19 protein-coding genes are annotated in these 18,906 nt (G+C 41.5%); 12 read left to right on the forward strand and 7 right to left on the reverse strand.

Going from position 1 to position 18,906, the window contains the following annotated elements; genetic code table 11:
• The first annotated feature begins 79 nt into the window (after positions 1-79).
• On the forward strand, positions 80-817 hold the full coding sequence (locus NH454_RS08490; protein ID WP_253038714.1) for a dienelactone hydrolase family protein: 738 nt from the start codon (positions 80-82) through the stop codon (positions 815-817).
• Here the strand turns inward: NH454_RS08490 and NH454_RS08495 are convergent.
• The gene (locus tag NH454_RS08495; RefSeq protein WP_135925700.1) at positions 814-1,725 is read right to left on the reverse strand and encodes a LysR family transcriptional regulator; all 912 of its coding nucleotides are present in this window, start codon (positions 1,723-1,725) and stop codon (positions 814-816) included. The genes NH454_RS08490 and NH454_RS08495 overlap by 4 nt on opposite strands.
• Positions 1,726-1,860: 135 nt before the next feature.
• Between NH454_RS08495 and NH454_RS08500 the strand changes: the two genes are divergently transcribed.
• Together NH454_RS08500 and NH454_RS08505 are read left to right on the forward strand one after the other, a co-directional pair.
• Positions 1,861-2,547 carry a type 1 glutamine amidotransferase domain-containing protein gene (locus NH454_RS08500; RefSeq protein ID WP_135925701.1) on the forward strand — a complete coding sequence of 229 codons (687 nt, stop codon included), beginning with the start codon at positions 1,861-1,863 and terminating at the stop codon, positions 2,545-2,547.
• A 97-nt stretch (positions 2,548-2,644) separates the two neighbouring features.
• Positions 2,645-3,235 carry a rhomboid family intramembrane serine protease gene (locus NH454_RS08505; protein ID WP_253038716.1) on the forward strand — a complete coding sequence of 197 codons (591 nt, stop codon included), beginning with the start codon at positions 2,645-2,647 and terminating at the stop codon, positions 3,233-3,235.
• Between the two features lie 11 nt (positions 3,236-3,246).
• Here the strand turns inward: NH454_RS08505 and NH454_RS08510 are convergent, their stop codons facing one another.
• Both NH454_RS08510 and NH454_RS08515 read right to left on the reverse strand, forming a co-directional pair.
• Positions 3,247-4,266: an endonuclease/exonuclease/phosphatase family protein gene (locus NH454_RS08510; RefSeq protein WP_253038718.1), complete on the reverse strand. Its 1,020-nt coding sequence runs from the start codon at positions 4,264-4,266 to the stop codon at positions 3,247-3,249.
• Entirely contained in the window at positions 4,263-4,649 is a 387-nt protein-coding gene (locus NH454_RS08515) for an STAS/SEC14 domain-containing protein (protein ID WP_135925704.1), read from the reverse strand. The genes NH454_RS08510 and NH454_RS08515 overlap by 4 nt, the downstream gene beginning before the upstream one ends.
• Positions 4,650-4,796: 147 nt before the next feature.
• Between NH454_RS08515 and yghU the strand changes: the two genes are divergently transcribed.
• Together yghU and NH454_RS08525 are read left to right on the forward strand one after the other, a co-directional pair.
• On the forward strand, positions 4,797-5,636 hold the full coding sequence (gene yghU / locus NH454_RS08520; RefSeq protein WP_135925705.1) for a glutathione-dependent disulfide-bond oxidoreductase: 840 nt from the start codon (positions 4,797-4,799) through the stop codon (positions 5,634-5,636).
• Positions 5,637-5,671: 35 nt separating this feature from the next.
• A complete protein-coding gene (locus NH454_RS08525; RefSeq protein WP_235382314.1) occupies positions 5,672-6,970 on the forward strand; it encodes an MFS transporter in 1,299 nt (432 codons plus the stop codon).
• A gap of 32 nt (positions 6,971-7,002) precedes the next feature.
• Here the strand turns inward: NH454_RS08525 and NH454_RS08530 are convergent, their stop codons facing one another.
• A complete protein-coding gene (locus NH454_RS08530) occupies positions 7,003-8,925 on the reverse strand; it encodes a S9 family peptidase (protein WP_253038720.1) in 1,923 nt (640 codons plus the stop codon).
• Positions 8,926-9,113: 188 nt separating this feature from the next.
• Here NH454_RS08530 and NH454_RS08535 point away from each other — a divergent pair, with 188 nt between their 5' ends.
• From NH454_RS08535 to NH454_RS08560, 6 genes are all read left to right on the forward strand, one after another.
• Positions 9,114-9,713, forward strand: a complete 600-nt coding sequence (locus NH454_RS08535; RefSeq protein WP_253038722.1) for an NAD(P)H-dependent oxidoreductase — start codon at positions 9,114-9,116, stop codon at positions 9,711-9,713.
• Positions 9,697-9,912 (forward strand): hypothetical protein, encoded by a 216-nt coding sequence (locus NH454_RS08540; RefSeq protein WP_253038724.1) that lies wholly within the window; start codon positions 9,697-9,699, stop codon positions 9,910-9,912. Before NH454_RS08535 ends, NH454_RS08540 begins: the two co-directional genes overlap by 17 nt.
• A 166-nt stretch (positions 9,913-10,078) precedes the next feature.
• On the forward strand, positions 10,079-11,575 hold the full coding sequence (locus NH454_RS08545; protein WP_253038726.1) for a deoxyribodipyrimidine photo-lyase: 1,497 nt from the start codon (positions 10,079-10,081) through the stop codon (positions 11,573-11,575).
• The gene (locus NH454_RS08550; RefSeq protein ID WP_135925712.1) at positions 11,565-11,717 is read left to right on the forward strand and encodes a DUF2256 domain-containing protein; all 153 of its coding nucleotides are present in this window, start codon (positions 11,565-11,567) and stop codon (positions 11,715-11,717) included. Before NH454_RS08545 ends, NH454_RS08550 begins: the two co-directional genes overlap by 11 nt.
• An 88-nt stretch (positions 11,718-11,805) precedes the next feature.
• Positions 11,806-12,234 carry an OsmC family protein gene (locus tag NH454_RS08555; protein ID WP_253038728.1) on the forward strand — a complete coding sequence of 143 codons (429 nt, stop codon included), beginning with the start codon at positions 11,806-11,808 and terminating at the stop codon, positions 12,232-12,234.
• 127 nt (positions 12,235-12,361) lie between these two features.
• Positions 12,362-13,156, forward strand: a complete 795-nt coding sequence (locus tag NH454_RS08560; protein ID WP_135925714.1) for a putative porin — start codon at positions 12,362-12,364, stop codon at positions 13,154-13,156.
• A 65-nt stretch (positions 13,157-13,221) separates the two neighbouring features.
• Here NH454_RS08560 and NH454_RS08565 read toward each other — a convergent pair whose 3' ends face one another.
• Positions 13,222-14,712, reverse strand: coding sequence for a dipeptidase (locus tag NH454_RS08565; protein ID WP_253038730.1), 1,491 nt, complete (start codon positions 14,710-14,712; stop codon positions 13,222-13,224).
• 156 nt (positions 14,713-14,868) lie between these two features.
• Between NH454_RS08565 and NH454_RS08570 the strand changes: the two genes are divergently transcribed.
• Positions 14,869-15,015 (forward strand): DUF2986 domain-containing protein, encoded by a 147-nt coding sequence (locus NH454_RS08570; protein ID WP_138558837.1) that lies wholly within the window; start codon positions 14,869-14,871, stop codon positions 15,013-15,015.
• 761 nt (positions 15,016-15,776) lie between these two features.
• Here the strand turns inward: NH454_RS08570 and NH454_RS08575 are convergent.
• Both NH454_RS08575 and NH454_RS08580 read right to left on the reverse strand, forming a co-directional pair.
• Positions 15,777-17,909: a TonB-dependent receptor gene (locus NH454_RS08575; protein ID WP_253038731.1), complete on the reverse strand. Its 2,133-nt coding sequence runs from the start codon at positions 17,907-17,909 to the stop codon at positions 15,777-15,779.
• 104 nt (positions 17,910-18,013) lie between these two features.
• Entirely contained in the window at positions 18,014-18,865 is an 852-nt protein-coding gene (locus tag NH454_RS08580) for a universal stress protein (RefSeq protein ID WP_063527966.1), read from the reverse strand.
• Positions 18,866-18,906: the final 41 nt, after the last annotated feature.

An 18,906-nucleotide genomic window follows, 5' to 3' on the forward strand; every position in this document is an offset into this window, starting at 1 on the left:
AATAAATTTCAAGGGCTTTGACTCGTCCAAAAGGTGGGGCTGAGGTATTATTAGCTAAACCGATTTTACAAGGATTAACATGATTATTCAGCACCATAGCCACGACATAGCAACCAACACAGGCGCAATGCGCACCAGCATTTATCGTCCTGTAGAAGAAGGTAAATACCCGTGTGTTATTTTCTATTCTGAGATCTTCCAAGAAACAGCGCCGATTGCGCGCTCTGCTGCAATACTTGCTGGTCATGGCTTTGTCGTATTAGTGCCAGAAGTTTTTCATGAGTTAAATCCTATTGGGACGGTACTTGCCTACGATGATGCAGGTAAAGACAAAGGCAATGCCGACAAATGGGCAAAACCGCTTGAGAGCCATGACTCAGATACTGACGCTTTAATTGCATTTGCGCGTCAGCAAGATTACTGCACAGGAAATGTAGGTGCCATGGGCGTATGTATAGGTGGTCACCTTGCATACCGTGCTGCATTAAACCCAAGTATCAAAGCCGCTTTTTGTTTATACGCAACAGATATACACAGCGATACCTTACCAGCACAAGCAGATAATAACTCATTTGAGCGCATGGCAGATATTAAAGGTGAAATTCATTTTATTTGGGGTAAACAAGACCCACATGTACCAAAAGAAGGCCGCCTTAAAATTTACCAACAAGCGGTGGCAACAGGAATTAATTACCAGTGGCAAGAGGTTAACGCCCAACATGCGTTTATGCGCGACGAAGGCGACCGATACGACCCAGCCCTTGCCATCAGCATGTATCAACAAGCCGTTGCTTTATTTAACCGCACACTTGTTTAAATCGTCATAGTGGCTACTTGATTAGTAAAATAATCTTTCAAGTAATCAAGTAAAACCCGCAATTTTTTACTTCCCGCCGCCCCTGGCGGGAATACGCCATAAAGTTCAATATCGGCAGTTTTGTAATCATCTAATATTGTGCGTAACAATCCCGCTTTGATCCTGGGTAGCGCATCATAAACTGGGATCTTCGCTAAGCCATGCCCAGCTTCAACAAAGGCAGTTCGCGCAGCAGCATTATTGGTACTTATGCCACCACTAACAGGCACCTCATAGCGGCGCTTGTCTTTTTCGAGTGTGACAATGGCACTACTTGGTTGATACACCACCCACGTATGCTCAGCTAAATCGGCAATGCTCTTTGGTATAGGGTATTTTGTAAAGTAATCGACTGAGCCACATATGCAGGTCGCCAGACTTGCAAACTTAGTGGCTTGTAGATTTGAGCTCTCAAGGGCTACGCCTCTAATCGCTAAGTCATAGCCCTCTTTGATGATATCAACCACATCATCACTGAGCTGTAAATCGATATCAATTTTTGGATACAAACGCTTAAACTGGGCCAGTGCCGGTACCACAAGTTGTAAGCCAACATTCACCGGACAACTCAATTTAATAACCCCAACGGGCTCACTCTTTAAGTTTTCAAGGTGTAAGTTAGCAGCCTCAGCATGCTCAGTGATAGCCTGACAACGTTCGTAATAAGCCATTCCTGCTTCGGTGAGGGTCATGGTGCGCGTTGAGCGATTAAGTAACGTCAGCTTTAATTGCTGTTCTAATTTCTTTAAGTGGTAACTGACAACGGCCCTTGATAAACCAAGTTGTTGAGCCGCTTTAGTTAAGCTGCCTTGCTGCACAATATGGGCAAACACCACCATGCTTTTTAATTGCTCAAACGATACTTTCATACAAACTCCTAATCTAACCTGAATAATTGTATCAATTATTAAACCAATGAAGTCAAATTTATCTGCGTTGTTTAACTCGATTTTCACCCCTATAGTGTTATTAACGATGTTTAATAAGCAAAAAAGGGATTCACTATGTCAGCTAAGAAAATTTTAATGGTACTTACTTCACACGATGAGCTTGGCGATACCGGCCATAAAACGGGCTTTTGGGTTGAAGAATTTGCCGCGCCCTACTACGCCTTTATTGATGCTGGTGCAGAGGTAACTTTAGCCTCTGTTAAAGGTGGCCAACCTCCTATTGATCCAAACAGTGCGGCACCTGATGCTGCAACTGATGCTACAAAACGCTTTGATCAAGACAGCGCAGCACAAACCTTAATGGCTAATACAAAACCTCTGGCTGACGTAAAAGCCAGTGATTACGATGCGGTGTTTTACCCAGGCGGCCATGGTCCGTTATGGGATTTAGTTGATAACCAAGATTCGATCAATTTAATTGAGCAATTTCTTAATTCAGATAAGCCAGTAGGTGCAGTGTGTCACGCCAGTGCAGTATTACTTAATGCGAAAAATGCAGCTGGTAAATCTGTTGTGTTTGATAAAAAAGTAACTGGCTTTAGCAACTCAGAAGAAGACGCTGTACAACTTACCAATGTAGTGCCATTACTTGTTGAAGATGAGTTAATCAAACAAGGTGGTCAGTATCAAAAAACCGATGATTGGGGCGAGCTTGCGATTGAAGATGGCCTACTAATCACAGGGCAAAACCCAGCAAGTTCAGAGCTTGCTGCGAAAAAACTACTTACCAAATTAGGTTAACCCAAGCCTTTAGTAAACACCTTGCTTAGCAGGGTGTTTACCTTCACTTTTAATAAGTTATACTCATTCGGTCACCTTGATTTAAGAGCTTCTCATCATGACTGAAAAAAATGCTGTCAAACTTCCTCCTATCAGTAGTAAGCGATTCGCCATTTTAGGCATTATGCTGGTGTGCTTGGTACTGCAAATAATTAATACCCTACCCGGCATCAAATTGAATGGTTTAGGGATTTTACCAAGGCAAATGTCAGGTCTATCAGGGGTGATTTTTGCGCCATTTTTACATGGTGGCTGGGCACACCTTTTTAGTAACCTAGTGCCATTTACTATTCTCGGCTGGCTAGTTTGCCAATTTAGCGTAAAACGCTTTTGGCTGGTGTTTGCAGGCACAGCGCTTATTGGTGGATTACTAGTATGGCTATTTGGCCGCAGCAACATTCATGTTGGACTAAGTGGTGTTATATACGGTTTATGGGGCTACTTAATTAGCTACGGCATTATGCACCGTTCATTCAAAGCCATTTTAATCAGTATTGCGGTTGTTGTGTTATACAGCGGCCTAATTTGGGGTGTATTCCCGCAGCGCATCCATATTTCATTCGAAAGCCATTTATTCGGCGCAATTAGCGGCGCATTCATCGGCTATATTATGGCAAAACGTGATAAACATAAGAATCTGAAGCTTTAAACTTAAAGCTTCTAGCTTCTCAGCTTCATTGTCACCATTACAACACCATGGTCGGTGCTTTGATCATCATAGGCAAATTGCGGGTTGATCAAGTGCTGATCGTAGGTGTGATAATCCACCACTTCAAAAAAACTGCTCTGAAACCCGGCATCAAACTCTCGAGATAACAAAATATAATCAAACACTGAGCTGCTACTGCCAAAATAGTGGGTTGCTTCTCTATCATTTTCGATTACAACATGGCGCTGATACAGTTGCCAACTATCTTGTAGTTTAAACTCTGAACGAGATGGGCTATTTTGCCTATGACCGCTAAAGCGAAGATGATCAGCTATCAGGTGGTTAAGCACACCATCGTGTAACTCATTATTAAAATCCCCCATTACAATCACCGGGTTATTGCTGTGCGCTCTGCGTTTAATAATTTCAACGAGTAACAATACGGCTTCACTGCCACGCTGTATGCTGGATGCCCAGCGCCCAAGAGCTTGTGATTTTAACTGCATAACTAAGTTTTGCTGTTCACTGTGGCTTTCATCATCCTGATGATGGAGCATGCTGCGCTTTGATTTAAAGTGCACCACATAGCAATCGACGTGCCCTAAGTGAGGTACTTCAAGTGTCGCACGAATAATGCGGCGACTAAAGTTGAAATTAGCGCTCAAGCCCATCGCTAAAATATCATCTTGCTCTGCCTCAACATGACTGACAGCAACAACTTTATAGCGTGAGGCAATGGCCACAACCGGATCGCGATAAATAAAGTCATCAATCACCGTTGGCTCATCAACCACTGCAAAATAAGGGTAACCCTCTGCGTTAACTTGTTGTTTTAGTTCATTGATACTGAACACTTCTTGAAAGCCAATAATATCTGGCTGCTGATTTTTAAGGTAATCGGCCAACCAGCGCTGCTTTTTGGCCCACTGCTCAGCGCTATAAATGCGCTGAAAATCATAAAATGCGTCAGGTGGCGCTAAATAATTATATAAATTAAATGTTGCGACCTTTAATTGATTATAGTCTGTCACTTATGTCCTTGTTCATATAGCCATTCGCGAGCGATTGTTGCATCTTCAAAGTACTTAACTTCGCCACTGGTAAACCAATTACCAACTTTACTAGCAACTTGTTGCCATTTTTTATTACCCAGTACCGCAATGCGACAAAACTCTTTGTTATGTTTTAAGCCAAATTTAAAATCATCCCACGCCGCTTGTAATTCCCATCCTTCAAGCTCTGTTATATCTACAAACACTCTCATTTTGACCCGAGGCACCGAAGCAAGTGCATTATCAACCAGTGGCGTTAAGGTCGAATAATCGTCGTGAGTCAATTTACCCACCACTTTTAAGGTAAGGTAAAAGGTTGTGCCTGTTCGCTCTAAACCAATAGCTAAGCCATGCTTTTTCATAACAGCCTCCTGAAAATTATTTAAACTTAACAAGTTAACAATATCGACATAATACTATTTTATAACTCTACTTCCCTTGCTTAGGTTGATCAACTAGGATGGTAATCTCGTAATAACATTCATTAAAGCACAATTTAGGGAGTTTCAATGAGTAATACCGACAGTTATACGCCACCTAAAGTGTGGCAATGGGATGCAGAAAACGGTGGTGAATGGGCTAAGACTAATCGCCCGGTCTCAGGTGCGACCCACGAACAAGACTTGCCCGTTGGTAAACACAACCTTCAACTCTACTCACTTGCAACACCGAATGGTCAAAAAGTCACCATTATGCTCGAAGAGCTATTAGAGCTAGGTATTGATGAAGCCGACTACGATGCATTTTTAATTAAGATCGGCGATGGTGATCAATTCTCTTCTGGGTTTGTTAGTGTAAATCCTAATTCAAAAATTCCAGCCTTAATGGATCACAGTACTACACCTGTTACTCGCGTGTTTGAGTCAGGGGCTATTTTACAGTACTTAGCAGAGAAGTTTGATGCACTGATCCCAAGCGATCATACTAGTAAAACAGAATGTCGCAATTGGCTGTTTTGGCAAATGGGTTCTGCCCCCTACTTAGGCGGTGGTTTTGGCCATTTTTATAGCTATGCACCTTATAAAATGCAGTATCCGATTGACCGCTTCACAATGGAAGTTAAACGTCAGTTAGACGTGTTAAACCGTCACCTAAGTGACCATGATTATATGGCGGGCAGTGAATACTCAATTGCCGACATTGCTATTTGGCCTTGGTATGGCAGCCTAGTGCTTGGCTATTTATATGATGCAGCTGAGTTTTTAGATGTCGAGTCATATAGTCATGTAATACGCTGGGCAAAACAAATCGAACGTCGCCCTGCCGTAAAACGTGGTCGCCGAGTAAACCGCACATGGGGTGATGAAGCTGAACAATTAGCTGAACGCCACTCTAAAGATGATTTTTAAGGGCTTAACGGCCCTTTTTCATAAATACTAACTATATGAAAAAACTCAGCAAAGAAGACATATACCAACGCCTTAGTAACACCGAAGATGCCCGTGCCTGCAAAGCAATTGATGAGGCGGCTTGTAAAGTCGTACCCGGCAATTTTATTACCTTATTAGTGAGCCAACTATTTAGTAAGTTTGCCGACGCCTTGTTAAACCCAAAGGTAACCCTGCCTTGGCTGTTACAAAGCATTAATGTGCCGAGCAGTTTTATTGCTTGGCTTGTGCCCATTCGTGAATCAGGTTCTATGTTGCCACAGCTAGCGATAGCAAGTGCCATTCGTAAGCTGCCCGTCAGAAAGTGGGTGTGGGTAATTGGCGCGATTGTGCAGGCTTTGTGTATTGTGGGCATGTTGGTTTGTGCTTTAACGCTGCAAGGTACAAACGCTGGGTTTGCTATTATTGCTCTTTTGATTGTTTTTAGCCTTGCTCGCGGCTTTAACTCTATTGCTGCAAAAGATGTATTAGGTAAGGTTATTCCTAAACAACAGCGCGGAGGTATAAGTGGTCTTGCTGCCAGCTTTGCCGGATTTGCAACACTCACCTTCGGTCTTGGTTTGTGGTATCTACAAAGTCTTGGTTATGAGAATGGAGTGTATATTGCACTGATGCTAGCTGTGCTTATGTGGGTTTTCGCAGCGCTTAGTTACAGTCGTATTAAAGAATACAAAGGCGCAACCGAAGGCGCTGAAAACGGCTTGCTACATGCTCTTAAAAAACTAAAACTGCTTTACCAAGACAAGCAATTTGCACATTTTATAATTACTCGTGCATTGTTATTGTGCTCGGCCTTAAGCGCCCCTTTTTATATCGTACTTGCCAGTGAACAAGCTTTCGACTTTTCATTGCTTGCTACGTTTATGGCGCTATCAGGACTAGCAAACTTAGTATCCGCTCCTATTTGGGGTAGGCTCAGTGATTTGTCTAGTCGCCGCGTTTTAGTGCTTGCTGCGATACTCGTTACTTTTAATGGCTTTGCTGTTTATTTGGTTGCTTACTTAAGCCCATCCACTCTCAATGAGTTTTGGTTATTACCACTGTGTTATTTTTTACTCACTGTAGCTCATCAAGGAGTACGCCTTGGCCGTAAAACCTATCTTGTTGATATGGCAGAAGGTAACAAGCGTACAGACTATGTCTCTGTTAGTAATACAGTGATCGGGGTTATCTTACTGTTACTTGGCAGCGTTGGCTTACTAAATGCGTACTTAAGCACCGCCGAGCTTATATTATTTTATAGCCTTTTAGGCTTGGTAGGCGCTATTAGTGCTTGGTTTTTACCAGAAACTTAATTCAAAAAGGCGACCGAAGTCGCCTTTTATCTTTAGTTTTTCAAATTCTTATCGAAGAACTCTAAAAACGCTTTCAATGTTTTAATTCGATACGGCTGATGCGACAAGTAGTGGTCACCATCTTCAAGCTCAATATAGGTAACGTCTTTGCCTTCGTCTTTAAGCTCATCTTCCATTTCTCGACTATGATAAACAGGTACCACGTTATCATCAGAACCATGAACGAGTAACACTGGGCGATTAATTTGTTTTGCAAAATTAACTGGCGAGACCTTTTCTAATTTATCGCCATCAGTACCAAATTGCTTACGCACAATTTCTTTATTGGTGAAATATCGTGCCTTACTAACAATACGCTCAAGATCGGTGACACCAGCAAAGCTGGCTGCACATTTGAATGTTTCTGGGTGTTTAACCACTGCCATTAATGCAGCATAGCCACCATAACTTGCTCCACCAATACAGATTTTATCTTTATTAGCGATACCTTCACCAACAAGCCAATTCGCGGCATCTTGCAAGTCATCTTGCATTTCTTTACCAAAACCTTGTACAGCAGCCATTTCAAATTCATGACCATAACCACTTGAACCACGAAAGTTTGGTTGTAGCACTGCATAACCATTATAGGCAAGCAACGCAGTCCAATAGTCAAAGTCTGCGTAATCACGAGCCATTGGTCCGCCATGTGGGAACACAATGGTAGGCAATTTATCACCTTTTTTATAACCCACAGGTAAGGTTAAATACCCTTCAATAGTTAAACCATCACGGGCTTTATAACTGATTTTCTTTTTACCGCTGTAAACTGTGTCATCAATATCCGGAAATGCCGATACAAATACTGTTAACTCGTTCGTATCACGGTTACCTAACATATAGGTGCCGGGGATTTGCTCACCTGTAACCAAAACCACATATTGACGTTGATCTTTGCTGGTATCAATAATATCAATATCAAACTTATCTGCTGGCAGTACAGCGCGTAAGCCATTATAAAGGTTGCTTAAATCTTCATCCCAGTAATGGATCCCCTCATCAAGCTGTGAGTGAGTAAACCCTGCGACTTCACCAGTTAAAGGTGAATAGAATATATGACCGTCGAAGTCAGAGTTATCATCGCTAAACACTAACTCTTTTTTCATGGTCGTTAGGTTCATTTTATAAAGCGCATCGTAGCCATCTTTAAGTGCTTTGTAATAAATAATATTAGGGTCTTTATCAAAGCCCAAAACACTTACTACATCAGGGCTAAATGCTTTATATTTGAATAATGTTTTACGTTTATCTCTATCTTCGTCATATAGAATATATTCAAATTCGTCTTCATCCATTTTAAGGGCAATACGTACATTGCCTTGGCGGTCAATAATCCAATCGGTAACTTTGTTGAATGAACGCTGCACTTTCTTTTTACGAAGTGTATATAAATCAAGTTCATACACACCTGGCGCATTAGCAAAATCAAAGTCACCTTGAACTAAGATTTTGTCTTTTTTACTCGGTAAAAAACTGATGACCTGATCGCCAAATTGCGGTTGGCGCTTGTCACGATTAAAGTCTGCTTCATTGGCTGATCTAACTTTGCCTTTATCGTTAATGTTATAAGCATACATAAAAGTTGTTGAATATTTTGGGCCACCAAATTGACGTTGGATACGGCGTGCACCTATCAACAAAACTTCATCATTCGCCCACTCATACCAATCAAAGAAAATAGTGTGGTTATCTGAGCGGATCAGAGAGTTGACTTCTTCTGTTTTACGGTTATAAACCGTTAACACCAACTCTCCATTTACATTTCGAATAAACGATAGATGACTACCATTTGGTGAGAGCTTTACTTGACTAAAAGCCCGTAAAGAGGCGAATGATTCTACAGGGAGTTGCGTGTTTTCAGCAGCACGGGGCATTAAGCTTAGTACCGCAAATAGTGAAAGCAGTAAGTACTTCATCATAAAGTCCATTTCATTTTTTACTGTTCCTAAATAATAACATTAAAAGAAAATAAAAGACTATGTAAGAAATTTCACCTCTGACAATCATTCGTTTAAAACGAACAAAGTACTCGATTAAAAGCATTATTAATTTATTTTTTGCTAATTATAATGACTGCACAAATTCAGTTTTCTTAGGTGACATGATGAAAAAAGTACTTGTGTTAAATTCATCTTTAAATGGTGAACAAGGTAATTCAACCAAGCTTAGCCAACAATTTGTTGAGCAGCTTGCTAACAACCAACAAATTTCAGTAACAACTCGAGATTTAAGCGACAATGCCATTGCTCACTTAACGCAGACAGAAATGGCTGCCTGGATGACTGATGCAAACGAACGCAATGATGAACAAAAAGCACTTGCTGCAATATCTGACGATTTAATCGCTGAACTTAAGGACAACGAGTTAATCGTTATTGGTATGCCAATGTATAACTTTGGTATTCCTTCGACATTTAAAGCTTGGATTGATCGTATTGCCCGTGCAGGTATTACCTTTAAGTACACTGAGCAAGGCCCTGTAGGTTTAGTTGAAGGCAAAAAAGTAGTGGTACTTGCAGCGCGTGGTGGTATCTATCAAGGTACCGACATGGATACACAAACTAAATACTTAAAAGATGTACTTGGTTTTGTAGGTATGACTGACGTTCACTTTATTTATGCTGAGGGCCTAGCGATGCCAGACGCAGAGCAAAGTCTAGAAGCAGCGAAAAACGAAATCAACACATTTGCTGCAGCACTATAATCAGCAAAGTATAAAAAGCGGTCATCATGACCGCTTTGTGATTTATGCTGTGACCGATAACAGCGAATCACCTTCAGATAAAGCAAACTTTTCTTGCACAGTGGCAAAAGCCGCTTCTTTATCTACTCTCCTTATTGCTAAGAATATTGCGCTAACAGCGAAGTTACTAAAACATAAAGAGCAAATAAACGCTTCATAGCGACCCTCTTAAGTTATTTATGACTATAAACATAATCTGATTGCCATCAAAAAGTGTATAAGCAATACGCTAAAAATTTGGAAAGTGTGTGGATCGTGTAACTCATTAATCGAAGATAGGGATTGCTTCGTATATAAGAAGCATTTATTTCACTAACTTCAACATTATGGCAAGCTCAAATAAGCAAAAAGTGAATCTTGTTTGGTTCAAACGTGACCTAAGACTTTCTGATCATCAACCACTTGCCAGTGCGATTGCATCAGACCTGCCTTGCTTACTTATTTATAGTTTTGAGCCCCTACTACTCGAAGACCCCCATTACAGCTTAAGGCACTGGCGTTTTGTTGCTCAGTCACTTAAAGACATCAACCAACAGCTCGAAAAATACAACGCTGAAATCGCCATTTATAATCAACAGATGATTACAGTGCTAGAAACACTCAATGACGAGTTTGAAATTGCTGGAGTTTATAGTCATGAAGAAATTGGGCTTTACAACACTTTCGAGCGAGATAAACAAGTAAAACTCTGGCTAAATAATAAAGCTATTCCATGGCATGAAACGCCATTAGGAGGAGTAAAACGAGCACGACCAAAACAGTTTGATTGGCAAACTCATTGGCACGAGGTGATGAACCAACCTCTCGTAAAACCAAATTGGCAAGCTTTTAAAGCCGTACTACCTAATAATTATCAAGCAGCAGAGTGTTTTGACGATTTTCTAAACCACGATCCTCAGTTTCAATATGGCGGCCCTCATGAAGCAAGAGCCTGTCTTAAAAGCTTTATAGAACAGCGAGCTAAAGGCTACCAAAGCGGTATTTCAAGCCCATCAAAAAGTAGAGATTCATGCTCAAGACTCTCTCCATATTTAGCATGGGGGAATTTAAGCCTAAGACAGGTTTATCAAACATTGAGATACTACCTACCAAAACAACCTAAAAGTTGGCGACGTTCATTGCATGCCTTTGAGTCACGATTACATTGGCATTGCCATTTTATGCAAAAGTTTGAAACTCAATGCAGCATGGAGTTTGCTCCGCAAAACACAGGCTACCAGCACTACCCTTATCGCGATGATGATCACCTTGATGAGCACCTAAATCGCTTTGAGCAAGGCCAAACAGGCATTCCTATTATTGATGCCTGTATGCGCTGCCTCAAAGCAACTGGTTACATTAATTTTAGAATGCGCGCTATGTTAGTCAGCTTTATGACCCACCATATGAACATTCACTGGCATCCTGTTAGTTTAATTTTATCGCGTTATTTTTTAGATTTTGAACCGGGAATTCATTACCCACAAATCCAAATGCAAGCATCGGTCACAGGAACCAACATCATTCGTTTATATAACCCAATAAAGCAATCTGAAGATAAAGACCCAGATGGCATATTTATTAAAACATGGTGTCCTGAGCTTAAAGAGCTGCCTGTAGAAGATATCCACCAGCCATGGCAACTGCCGCCAATGGAAGCTTTGTTTAATAACTTTAAACTAGGCGAAGACTACCCCGAGCCTATGGTCGATATAGAAAAGGCTGCCAAGCAAGCACGTGAGCGATTATGGTCATTCCGAGAACGTGATGATGTAAAACGCGGCACAAAAGCCGTACTGCGTAAGCATGTGATTAGCCTAAAAAGGCAACGTCATGGCACATAAAAAACTTAATTTACCCAGCAAAACCTGTCCCGTATGTGACAGGCCATTTGTGTGGCGTAAGAAGTGGCAACGAGACTGGCAGCATGTTAAATATTGCTCTGAGCGTTGCAAGCGCGAAGCGAAAAGAAATATTGGCGTTTAAGTTGCAACTATATCGTTAACTCATACTTTTCGGCACGAAACCCTGAAAGCTTTTCACGGTCGCCGAAAAATTTACAAAGGAGATGACGATGACGATTAAAAAATCTGCACATACAAGTTGGTCTGGTGATATTAAATCTGGCAAAGGCTACATTTCTAGTGAAAGCGGTGCACTTGATAAACAGCCATTTGGCTTTAACACCCGCTTTGAAGGCAAACCGGGCACTAACCCCGAAGAACTTATTGCTGCTGCTCATAGTGGTTGTTTTAGTATGGCGCTGTCGCTGGCACTAACCGAAGCAGACTTTGTGGCTGACGACATAACCACCAAAGCAACCGTTAGCCTAGATGAGGTTGACGATGGCTTCGAAGTAAGCCACATTGAACTTGATGTTAGTGCGAAAATAAAAGAAATTTCGAGCGAAAAATTTGAGCAACTTTGTGAGCAAACCAAGCAAGGCTGCCCTATTTCAAAACTCATGAATGCTGAGATATCACTCACCACAAAGCTTAATTAATCCCGTTCGGCCAAGCACTGCTTGGCCTTTTCATATTCTAACAGGCCCACAACACTTTATTACAATGTAAATTCCTGCTTGTTGTATTATCTTTATGAAACAAAAACCAAATACAACAAGGATATGTATGTTTAAACAACTAGCCCCTATTGCACTTGCAACGCTCGCTTATTCAAGCTATTCAACAGCAGCAACAGAGCAACAGGTGAGTAAACAGTGGTTCAATAGTATCAATTACACTCACGTAGAACATGACAGATATAGCTTTAATGGCTACCAATTAGCAAGCCATTATTACTTTGAAGAGCAGCAGAGCTCAGGTGTGCTCGATGATTATGGCTACCTAGATACAGATTCAAACATCCTAGTCAATTACTCAGGAGGAGACTATTACAATGACATTGGTATATTTGGCGAGTATTTTTTAAATAACTGGTTTGCTGTAGCCGATATAAGGGATGTGAGGGATTTAGACAATTACACTCTAGGTATAGGCTACTTATTTGCCGATGCCTTAAAAGTTTCTGTAAATAGGGATGTGCGTGAATATGGTGATGATTATTTCCGCTTGAAAGCGCAGTATAACCTCCAAATCAACGATAAGGATTACCTTGGTTTTAGCGCAGAAACAGATGATGAACTCGACGTTTGGAATCTCTCGGCCAGATACTTTAATCACTTAAGCGGCAGCCATTACATTACCGTTGATGTTGGCCATCAAGACAGCGTTAATGATTCAGCAAGTAATGCCATGATCAGCTATTACTTTGGCGAACACTATGCCATAGGTGCAGGTTTGGATGATTCGGAACTCGTTTTACAAGGTAAGTACTTTATTAATGATAAATATTATTTAACCGCTAATTACACTGAAAGCGGCTCAGCTGAACTCTACAACCTCAAGTTTGTTGCCCAATTCTAAACAGAAATGAGTCAACAGTTTTAAACAAAAACGCCGCTATAAAGCGGCGTTTTCAGTTTATAGAATTACATATTACCTAGCTTCATCATCATTGCAGTATACATTTTTAAGTTCAGCGCTAACTGCTCTTCGGTAATAAACTCATGTTCTGAGTGACCAGTGTACTTTTTACCTGGCATTGATGGACCAAATGAAACAGCATTATCAAATAGCTTAGCATTGGTGCCACCACCGATTGACACAAAGCCCGCGTCTTTATCGCCCGTAAAATGCTTAAAGATATCAAGTAAAGCTTGGGCGTGAGGTGCACCATCTAACAGCATTGGCGTACCAATTACCACTTTTGTGTCTTTTAAAGTGACATTATTAGTGGTTTGCCAAGCGCTAAGTGCTTCATTAATTTGCTGTTTGAGCACAGCTTTTTGTTTACCAACAGGACGGCGCATATTAACCGACAATTTAATATCGTTACCATCGCGGCTTAATAACGTTGGCGAAACAGTCATCGGCCCCATAAAATCATGCTTGTAAGCAATTTCACCGAATTGCGCGCCATATAAATCAAGGCCAATTAGCTGATTAATAAACTCAATTGCTTGACCATCGCTATTGTTCTCAAGATCAATACCTTTAAAGATTTCTGCAAGGTACGCAATGGCATTTTCACCCGCTTCTGGCTCAGATGAATGTGCTGAAATCCCCTTCACTTGCACTAACAAGCCATTATCTTGCTCTGTCATCGCCACTTTTACGTTTTTAAGCTTAGCGACATTGTCGTGTAATTTAGCTACTGTCGCAGCATCGGCGTTATGCACAAGCACACTGGCATCTTCAGGGATTTGGCTAACAAAAGCACCGCCTTTTAAATTACTTACATATAAGCCTGTTTTTGCAGAGGTTGCTGAAAAAGTCGGCGCAATTAAGCTCCAGCCTTTTTCTGCAACAACCACAGGGTATGAAGCATCAATGGTGACAGCATATTTTGGTTGCTGATAGGTTTTCATAAACTCTTCGAGTGGTGCCCAGTCAGACTCTTCAGCAAGGTAAACCATTAATTCAATGCGGTTATTTAAAGTAATGCCGTTATCTTTAATCGCCTTCATTGCATGCAATGCTGTGGCAATAGCACCTTTATCGTCTTCTGTACCACGGGCAATTAGCTTTCCAGGTTCAGAGGTTTTATCCATTTTAAATGGGCTTTGCTGCCATTTACTGGCATCGGCTGGTTGCACATCACCATGGGTTACTATGGTTACTTTATCAGCTTGGTTCCCCATGCCAATTAACACTGTGTAGCCTAAATCTTGATAATCAAAACCAAACTGCGCCGCTTTCATTTTTAAGAATGACTTAAAGCCAATGAAATCTGGGTTATCTGGAGTCGCTAGCCCTTCTTTATTTACCGTTGGATACGAAACTAAATTCTCTAAGGTATGAATTTGCGCTTGTTGATATTGCTCTACCGCGTAGTTAGCCAGCTTTTCACTTTGCTCAGACACATCAGCCTGACTAGAGAAGGCGGTTAATAAGAATGCAGCAAGTAATGAATGTTTCAAGATAAGCTCCAGAGTTTAAAAAGATTTTTAAAGGTACTCGTTAATTGTAACGATTCTGACTAGGACATGATATCTCTAATTTAAGTAAAATGTATCGCTTAAAAATAACAACAAGGTACAATAGCCATTCACCCTATTAATTCGTTTGTTAGACTCATGAACCGCAGAAAAAAGATCTTCACTAAACTTAAGCAAAAAGATAAGCGCGCCAATGCAAAATTGCATAAAAGCAATAAACCGGCATACATCTCAAAGGCAGATCGCGAAAAATTAGCACAGCAAGAAGCTGAGCAGGAAAATTAAAATACCCAGCGGTAAGATTGTAGGCGCGATTTTATATCGCGCAACACACAAAGACATTTATTTGCACAAAGAGGATAAGAGACGCTTCGCTTTAGAGGAAAACAACAAGCAAGCTATTATTTTCCCTCATTGTCTTCTCATTCTGTTCTCTTTGTGAAAAAGACAAATTGAACCACAGAGTACACCGAGGCGCTTCGCGCTACACAGAGAAAACAATATTTACAAAGAGATAATGGTTTCTCCTTCTCTTTCTCTGTGCTCTCTGTGACCTCTATGGTTAGAAAAAATCTTTAACTCACAAAGAGGATAAGAGACGCTTCGCTTTAGAGGAAAAGATTAAACTGACTTCTATGGTTACCTCATTGTCTTCTCATTCTGTTCTCTTTGTGAAAAAGACAAATTGAACCACAGAGTACACCGAGGCGCTTCGCGCTACACAGAGAAAACAATATTTACAAAGAGATAATGGTTTCTCCTTCTCTTTCTCTGTGCTCTCTGTGACCTCTGTGGTTAGAAAAAATCTTTAACTCACAAAGAGGATAAGAGGCGCTGCGCTTTAGAGGAAAAGATTAAACTAACTTCTAAGGTTACCTCATTGTCTTCTCATTCAGTTCTCTTTGTGAAGATATTTCGGCACCAAAGTACCTCCTACGAGCTAGGCATTTGGTAAAGGCCTGTAAGCAACACCATCTGATAGCAGATCGCTCTTTGTGCGTTGGGTTTCGCTCCGCTCTACCCAACCTACGAGCTGATAGCTTTCTCTAAAACCGATAACTTACGCTGGCATTATACGAGCGGCCTTGCCCTGCAAGTTGCTCAAAACCATTACTCATATCTTGCTTATAATTAGCAATACTTACACCGCCAAGTGGCTGTTGGTAGTATTCATCAAGTAAGTTAGTAATTGCCAACTTAAAGGTTAAATTTTGCCACGTTTTCTGACTTGAGATAGCCAATAGCTGATAACTGTCGGTTTGGTTTTCTAAACGGCGCTCATCAACATGGGTTTTACTATCAACCCATTGCCAGCTAAGTGCGTTTTGCCAGCCTTTGTATTCGTGCTCTAGGCTCAGCTCAGTGTGCAGTGGCATAATTTGATATAAGTCTTCATTGCTATTATCACGTTCGCCATGTGTACTGGTTAGTGAGCCTTTTAACTGCCACTTCCCTGCTTGCTTTGTGTTGTAAAGCTCTACCAAGCCCGCAAGTTTTGCACCGTAAAGTGTCGCATCTAGGTTCGTAAAGGTAAGAATATTACGCTTGGTATGCGCCATGTCAGTGCGATTAAAGCTCTTAGTCACTTCAGCATCGATATAATCATTTACTTGCGTGTACCAAACATTTGCGGTTACTTGCCAGCTATCGTCTTTGGCAAGTTTGGTGTAGCTTGAACTCAATGTGTGCGCTGTTTCGGCTTCTAAATCTGGGTTACCAATGTAACCATTACCATCGCCAAACCAACCAATCATAGTGGTTGCCATCGTGCCTACACCCCAGCTGTAACGCTCATATAAATTAGGTGCGCGGTTTTTACGAGCTAAACCAAATTGCAGCTCATCGTTATTCGATAATTGATAGCGAGCAAGTAAACTAATATCAACTAAGGTGTCGTCACGTTTACGGTCTAATTGGTTAAATTCCATCGCGGCTTGGGCGTCGGTTTTTGACATATCCATCATTGAGCCCATATTAGCCATGCCGCTCATGCCACCTTCGTTATAAGCCTGCACTTCGCCAGTATCTGTGGTGACTTGCTCAACTCGAACACCTGCCGACACCCACCATGCTTGGTTTACTTGGTTTTGGTACTCAGCAAATGCCGCAAGGCGGTCACGTTTGCCATCGTTAATGTTTACGTATTCATTTGGGCCCATCATCATTGACCCTGCAACCGCTGGCCACCAGTCATCAATTCGATAACCGTAATATTCTTGCCCTAGCATTAATGATGACTGTTTTGATAAATCAGTGCGCCAATGAACTTGATAACTGTAATCTTGTGCATCGGTATTCATTGGCATCATGCCGGTTTTCTCATTACTGAAAAAACCCATTTCGTGTTTTACATCATGCGCATTCACTTGCACCTGCAAATCACCATTTTCAAGCTCTCGTTTATACTGAGCAACGGAACCATAGCTGGTGTTATCGGTCATATCCATGTATTGATTAGGAAAGCCTTGGTAAGGAATTTTTTGATGCATCAGCTTAACTACAAGCTGTTGTTTCTCATCACGAATAGCGCCCGTTAAGGCATGATTTTGCACTCGATATAAGGTATCAAGTACACGCTCACCATGCCCATCATCATAGCTGTTCGCATCTTCAAAGCTGCCTTGGTAAGACAAGCTAAACTGTTTGCTCGCAAGGCTGGCACCTAGCGCGTATGCTTGGCTATCGTTAACGCTTTTGTACTGGGCGGTAACATAGCCTGCGTGCCATTTCACTGAGTCTGAATCACTAAATTCAGGGGCAATCGTATTTACTCTAATAACGCCGGCAATATTATCCCCGCCACTGCTTACCGGTGAAACACCAGCAACGACACTGTAAGTGGCAATTTGGTTTGCCGACACATAAGAGAGTGGCGGGTTCATCTGGTTAGCACACGCTGCTGTGACATCAGCACCATCGACTAATACTTTAACTCTATCGCCCATCATGCCGTTCAGCACAGGCAAGTTAGACACTCCTCCGGCCGCTGAAAAATCAACACCTAAATCTTTCAGTAACGCGTCTGCAGAGCCAACTAATTGATGGTTATTTTGGGCATGACCTTGTACTTCTATCACTTCAATAGAATCATCAGCAAAGGCCGAAATACTTAAAACACAGCTAAGTGCTACAGCAATTTTAGAAAATAAAAAACCAGGGCGAGAAGATGGCGTGTTCATAACTGTTTTAAAATCAAAGCAAATAATTAATGACGCCGATTATAAAACTCATTAATTAGTCTGAACACGTGACATATTGTCGCACCCTGCCACAGGTAAATAACTTAGCGCAGCACCACTAAAGGAATACGGCTATCTTCAAGCATTTTTAAGGTCGTGCTGCCTAAAAAGAACTGCCGCCATTTAGAGTGACCAAATGCGCCCATCACCATTAAATCAACGGCGTGGTCACTTTTATATCGCCACAGCGCTTGGTAAACATCGCCATCGAGCATGCGCGCTCTCACATTAAAACCATTTTCAGCAAATCTTGCTGAGGCAGTGTCAAGTTTGTCTTGGCAGTGACCATCTTGTTTATCCACCATCACCAAATGGCAATCTAAGCCGGATAAAATGCCGCCATTGATAATTTGCGTAATCGCTTTGTCGGTACTTTCGCTGCCATCATAAGCTAGCATAAAGTTAGTGGGCTCATGAAATTGCGGCGGCACAATCGCAACCGGGGTATGCACCTGACGGATCAGCGTTTCAATGTGCGAGCCCAGTACTTTAAAATCATCGTAGTGCCCTTTACCAGAGCGGCCTATAATCATCACACGAGCATTGTCTTCATGTTCAAGTAAAGCATCAACAAGACTCATTGAAAGCTGTTGTTGCTCAATCTCGGTTAGGCCTGCATGCTCGGCTTTTTTCATTGCTTCATCTAGCAATAATTGACCATGCTGCGACGCTACTTTGTTGCGCTCTTGTTCAAGCTTTGCCAATTGCTCTAACAATGAGGTTTGCGAGCCTAAACCTATAATTGCGGTTAAATCATCACTGCCTTGTGGCAAAGGTGGCTCTAGTGCATGCAAAAAATTAATCGGGTGGCTGGAGCGCTTAGAAATCCAAATCGCCGCTTCTGTCACCGCATCGGTCATGCATGAACCGTCGATACAGGCAAATATCTTTTTCATTGCGCTCTCCTTTAAACCAATTCAGTTAACCAAGTATAGTT

It is taken from the genome of Pseudoalteromonas sp. Ps84H-4 (assembly GCF_024124645.1).
Taxonomy (GTDB): domain Bacteria; phylum Pseudomonadota; class Gammaproteobacteria; order Enterobacterales; family Alteromonadaceae; genus Pseudoalteromonas; species Pseudoalteromonas lipolytica_C.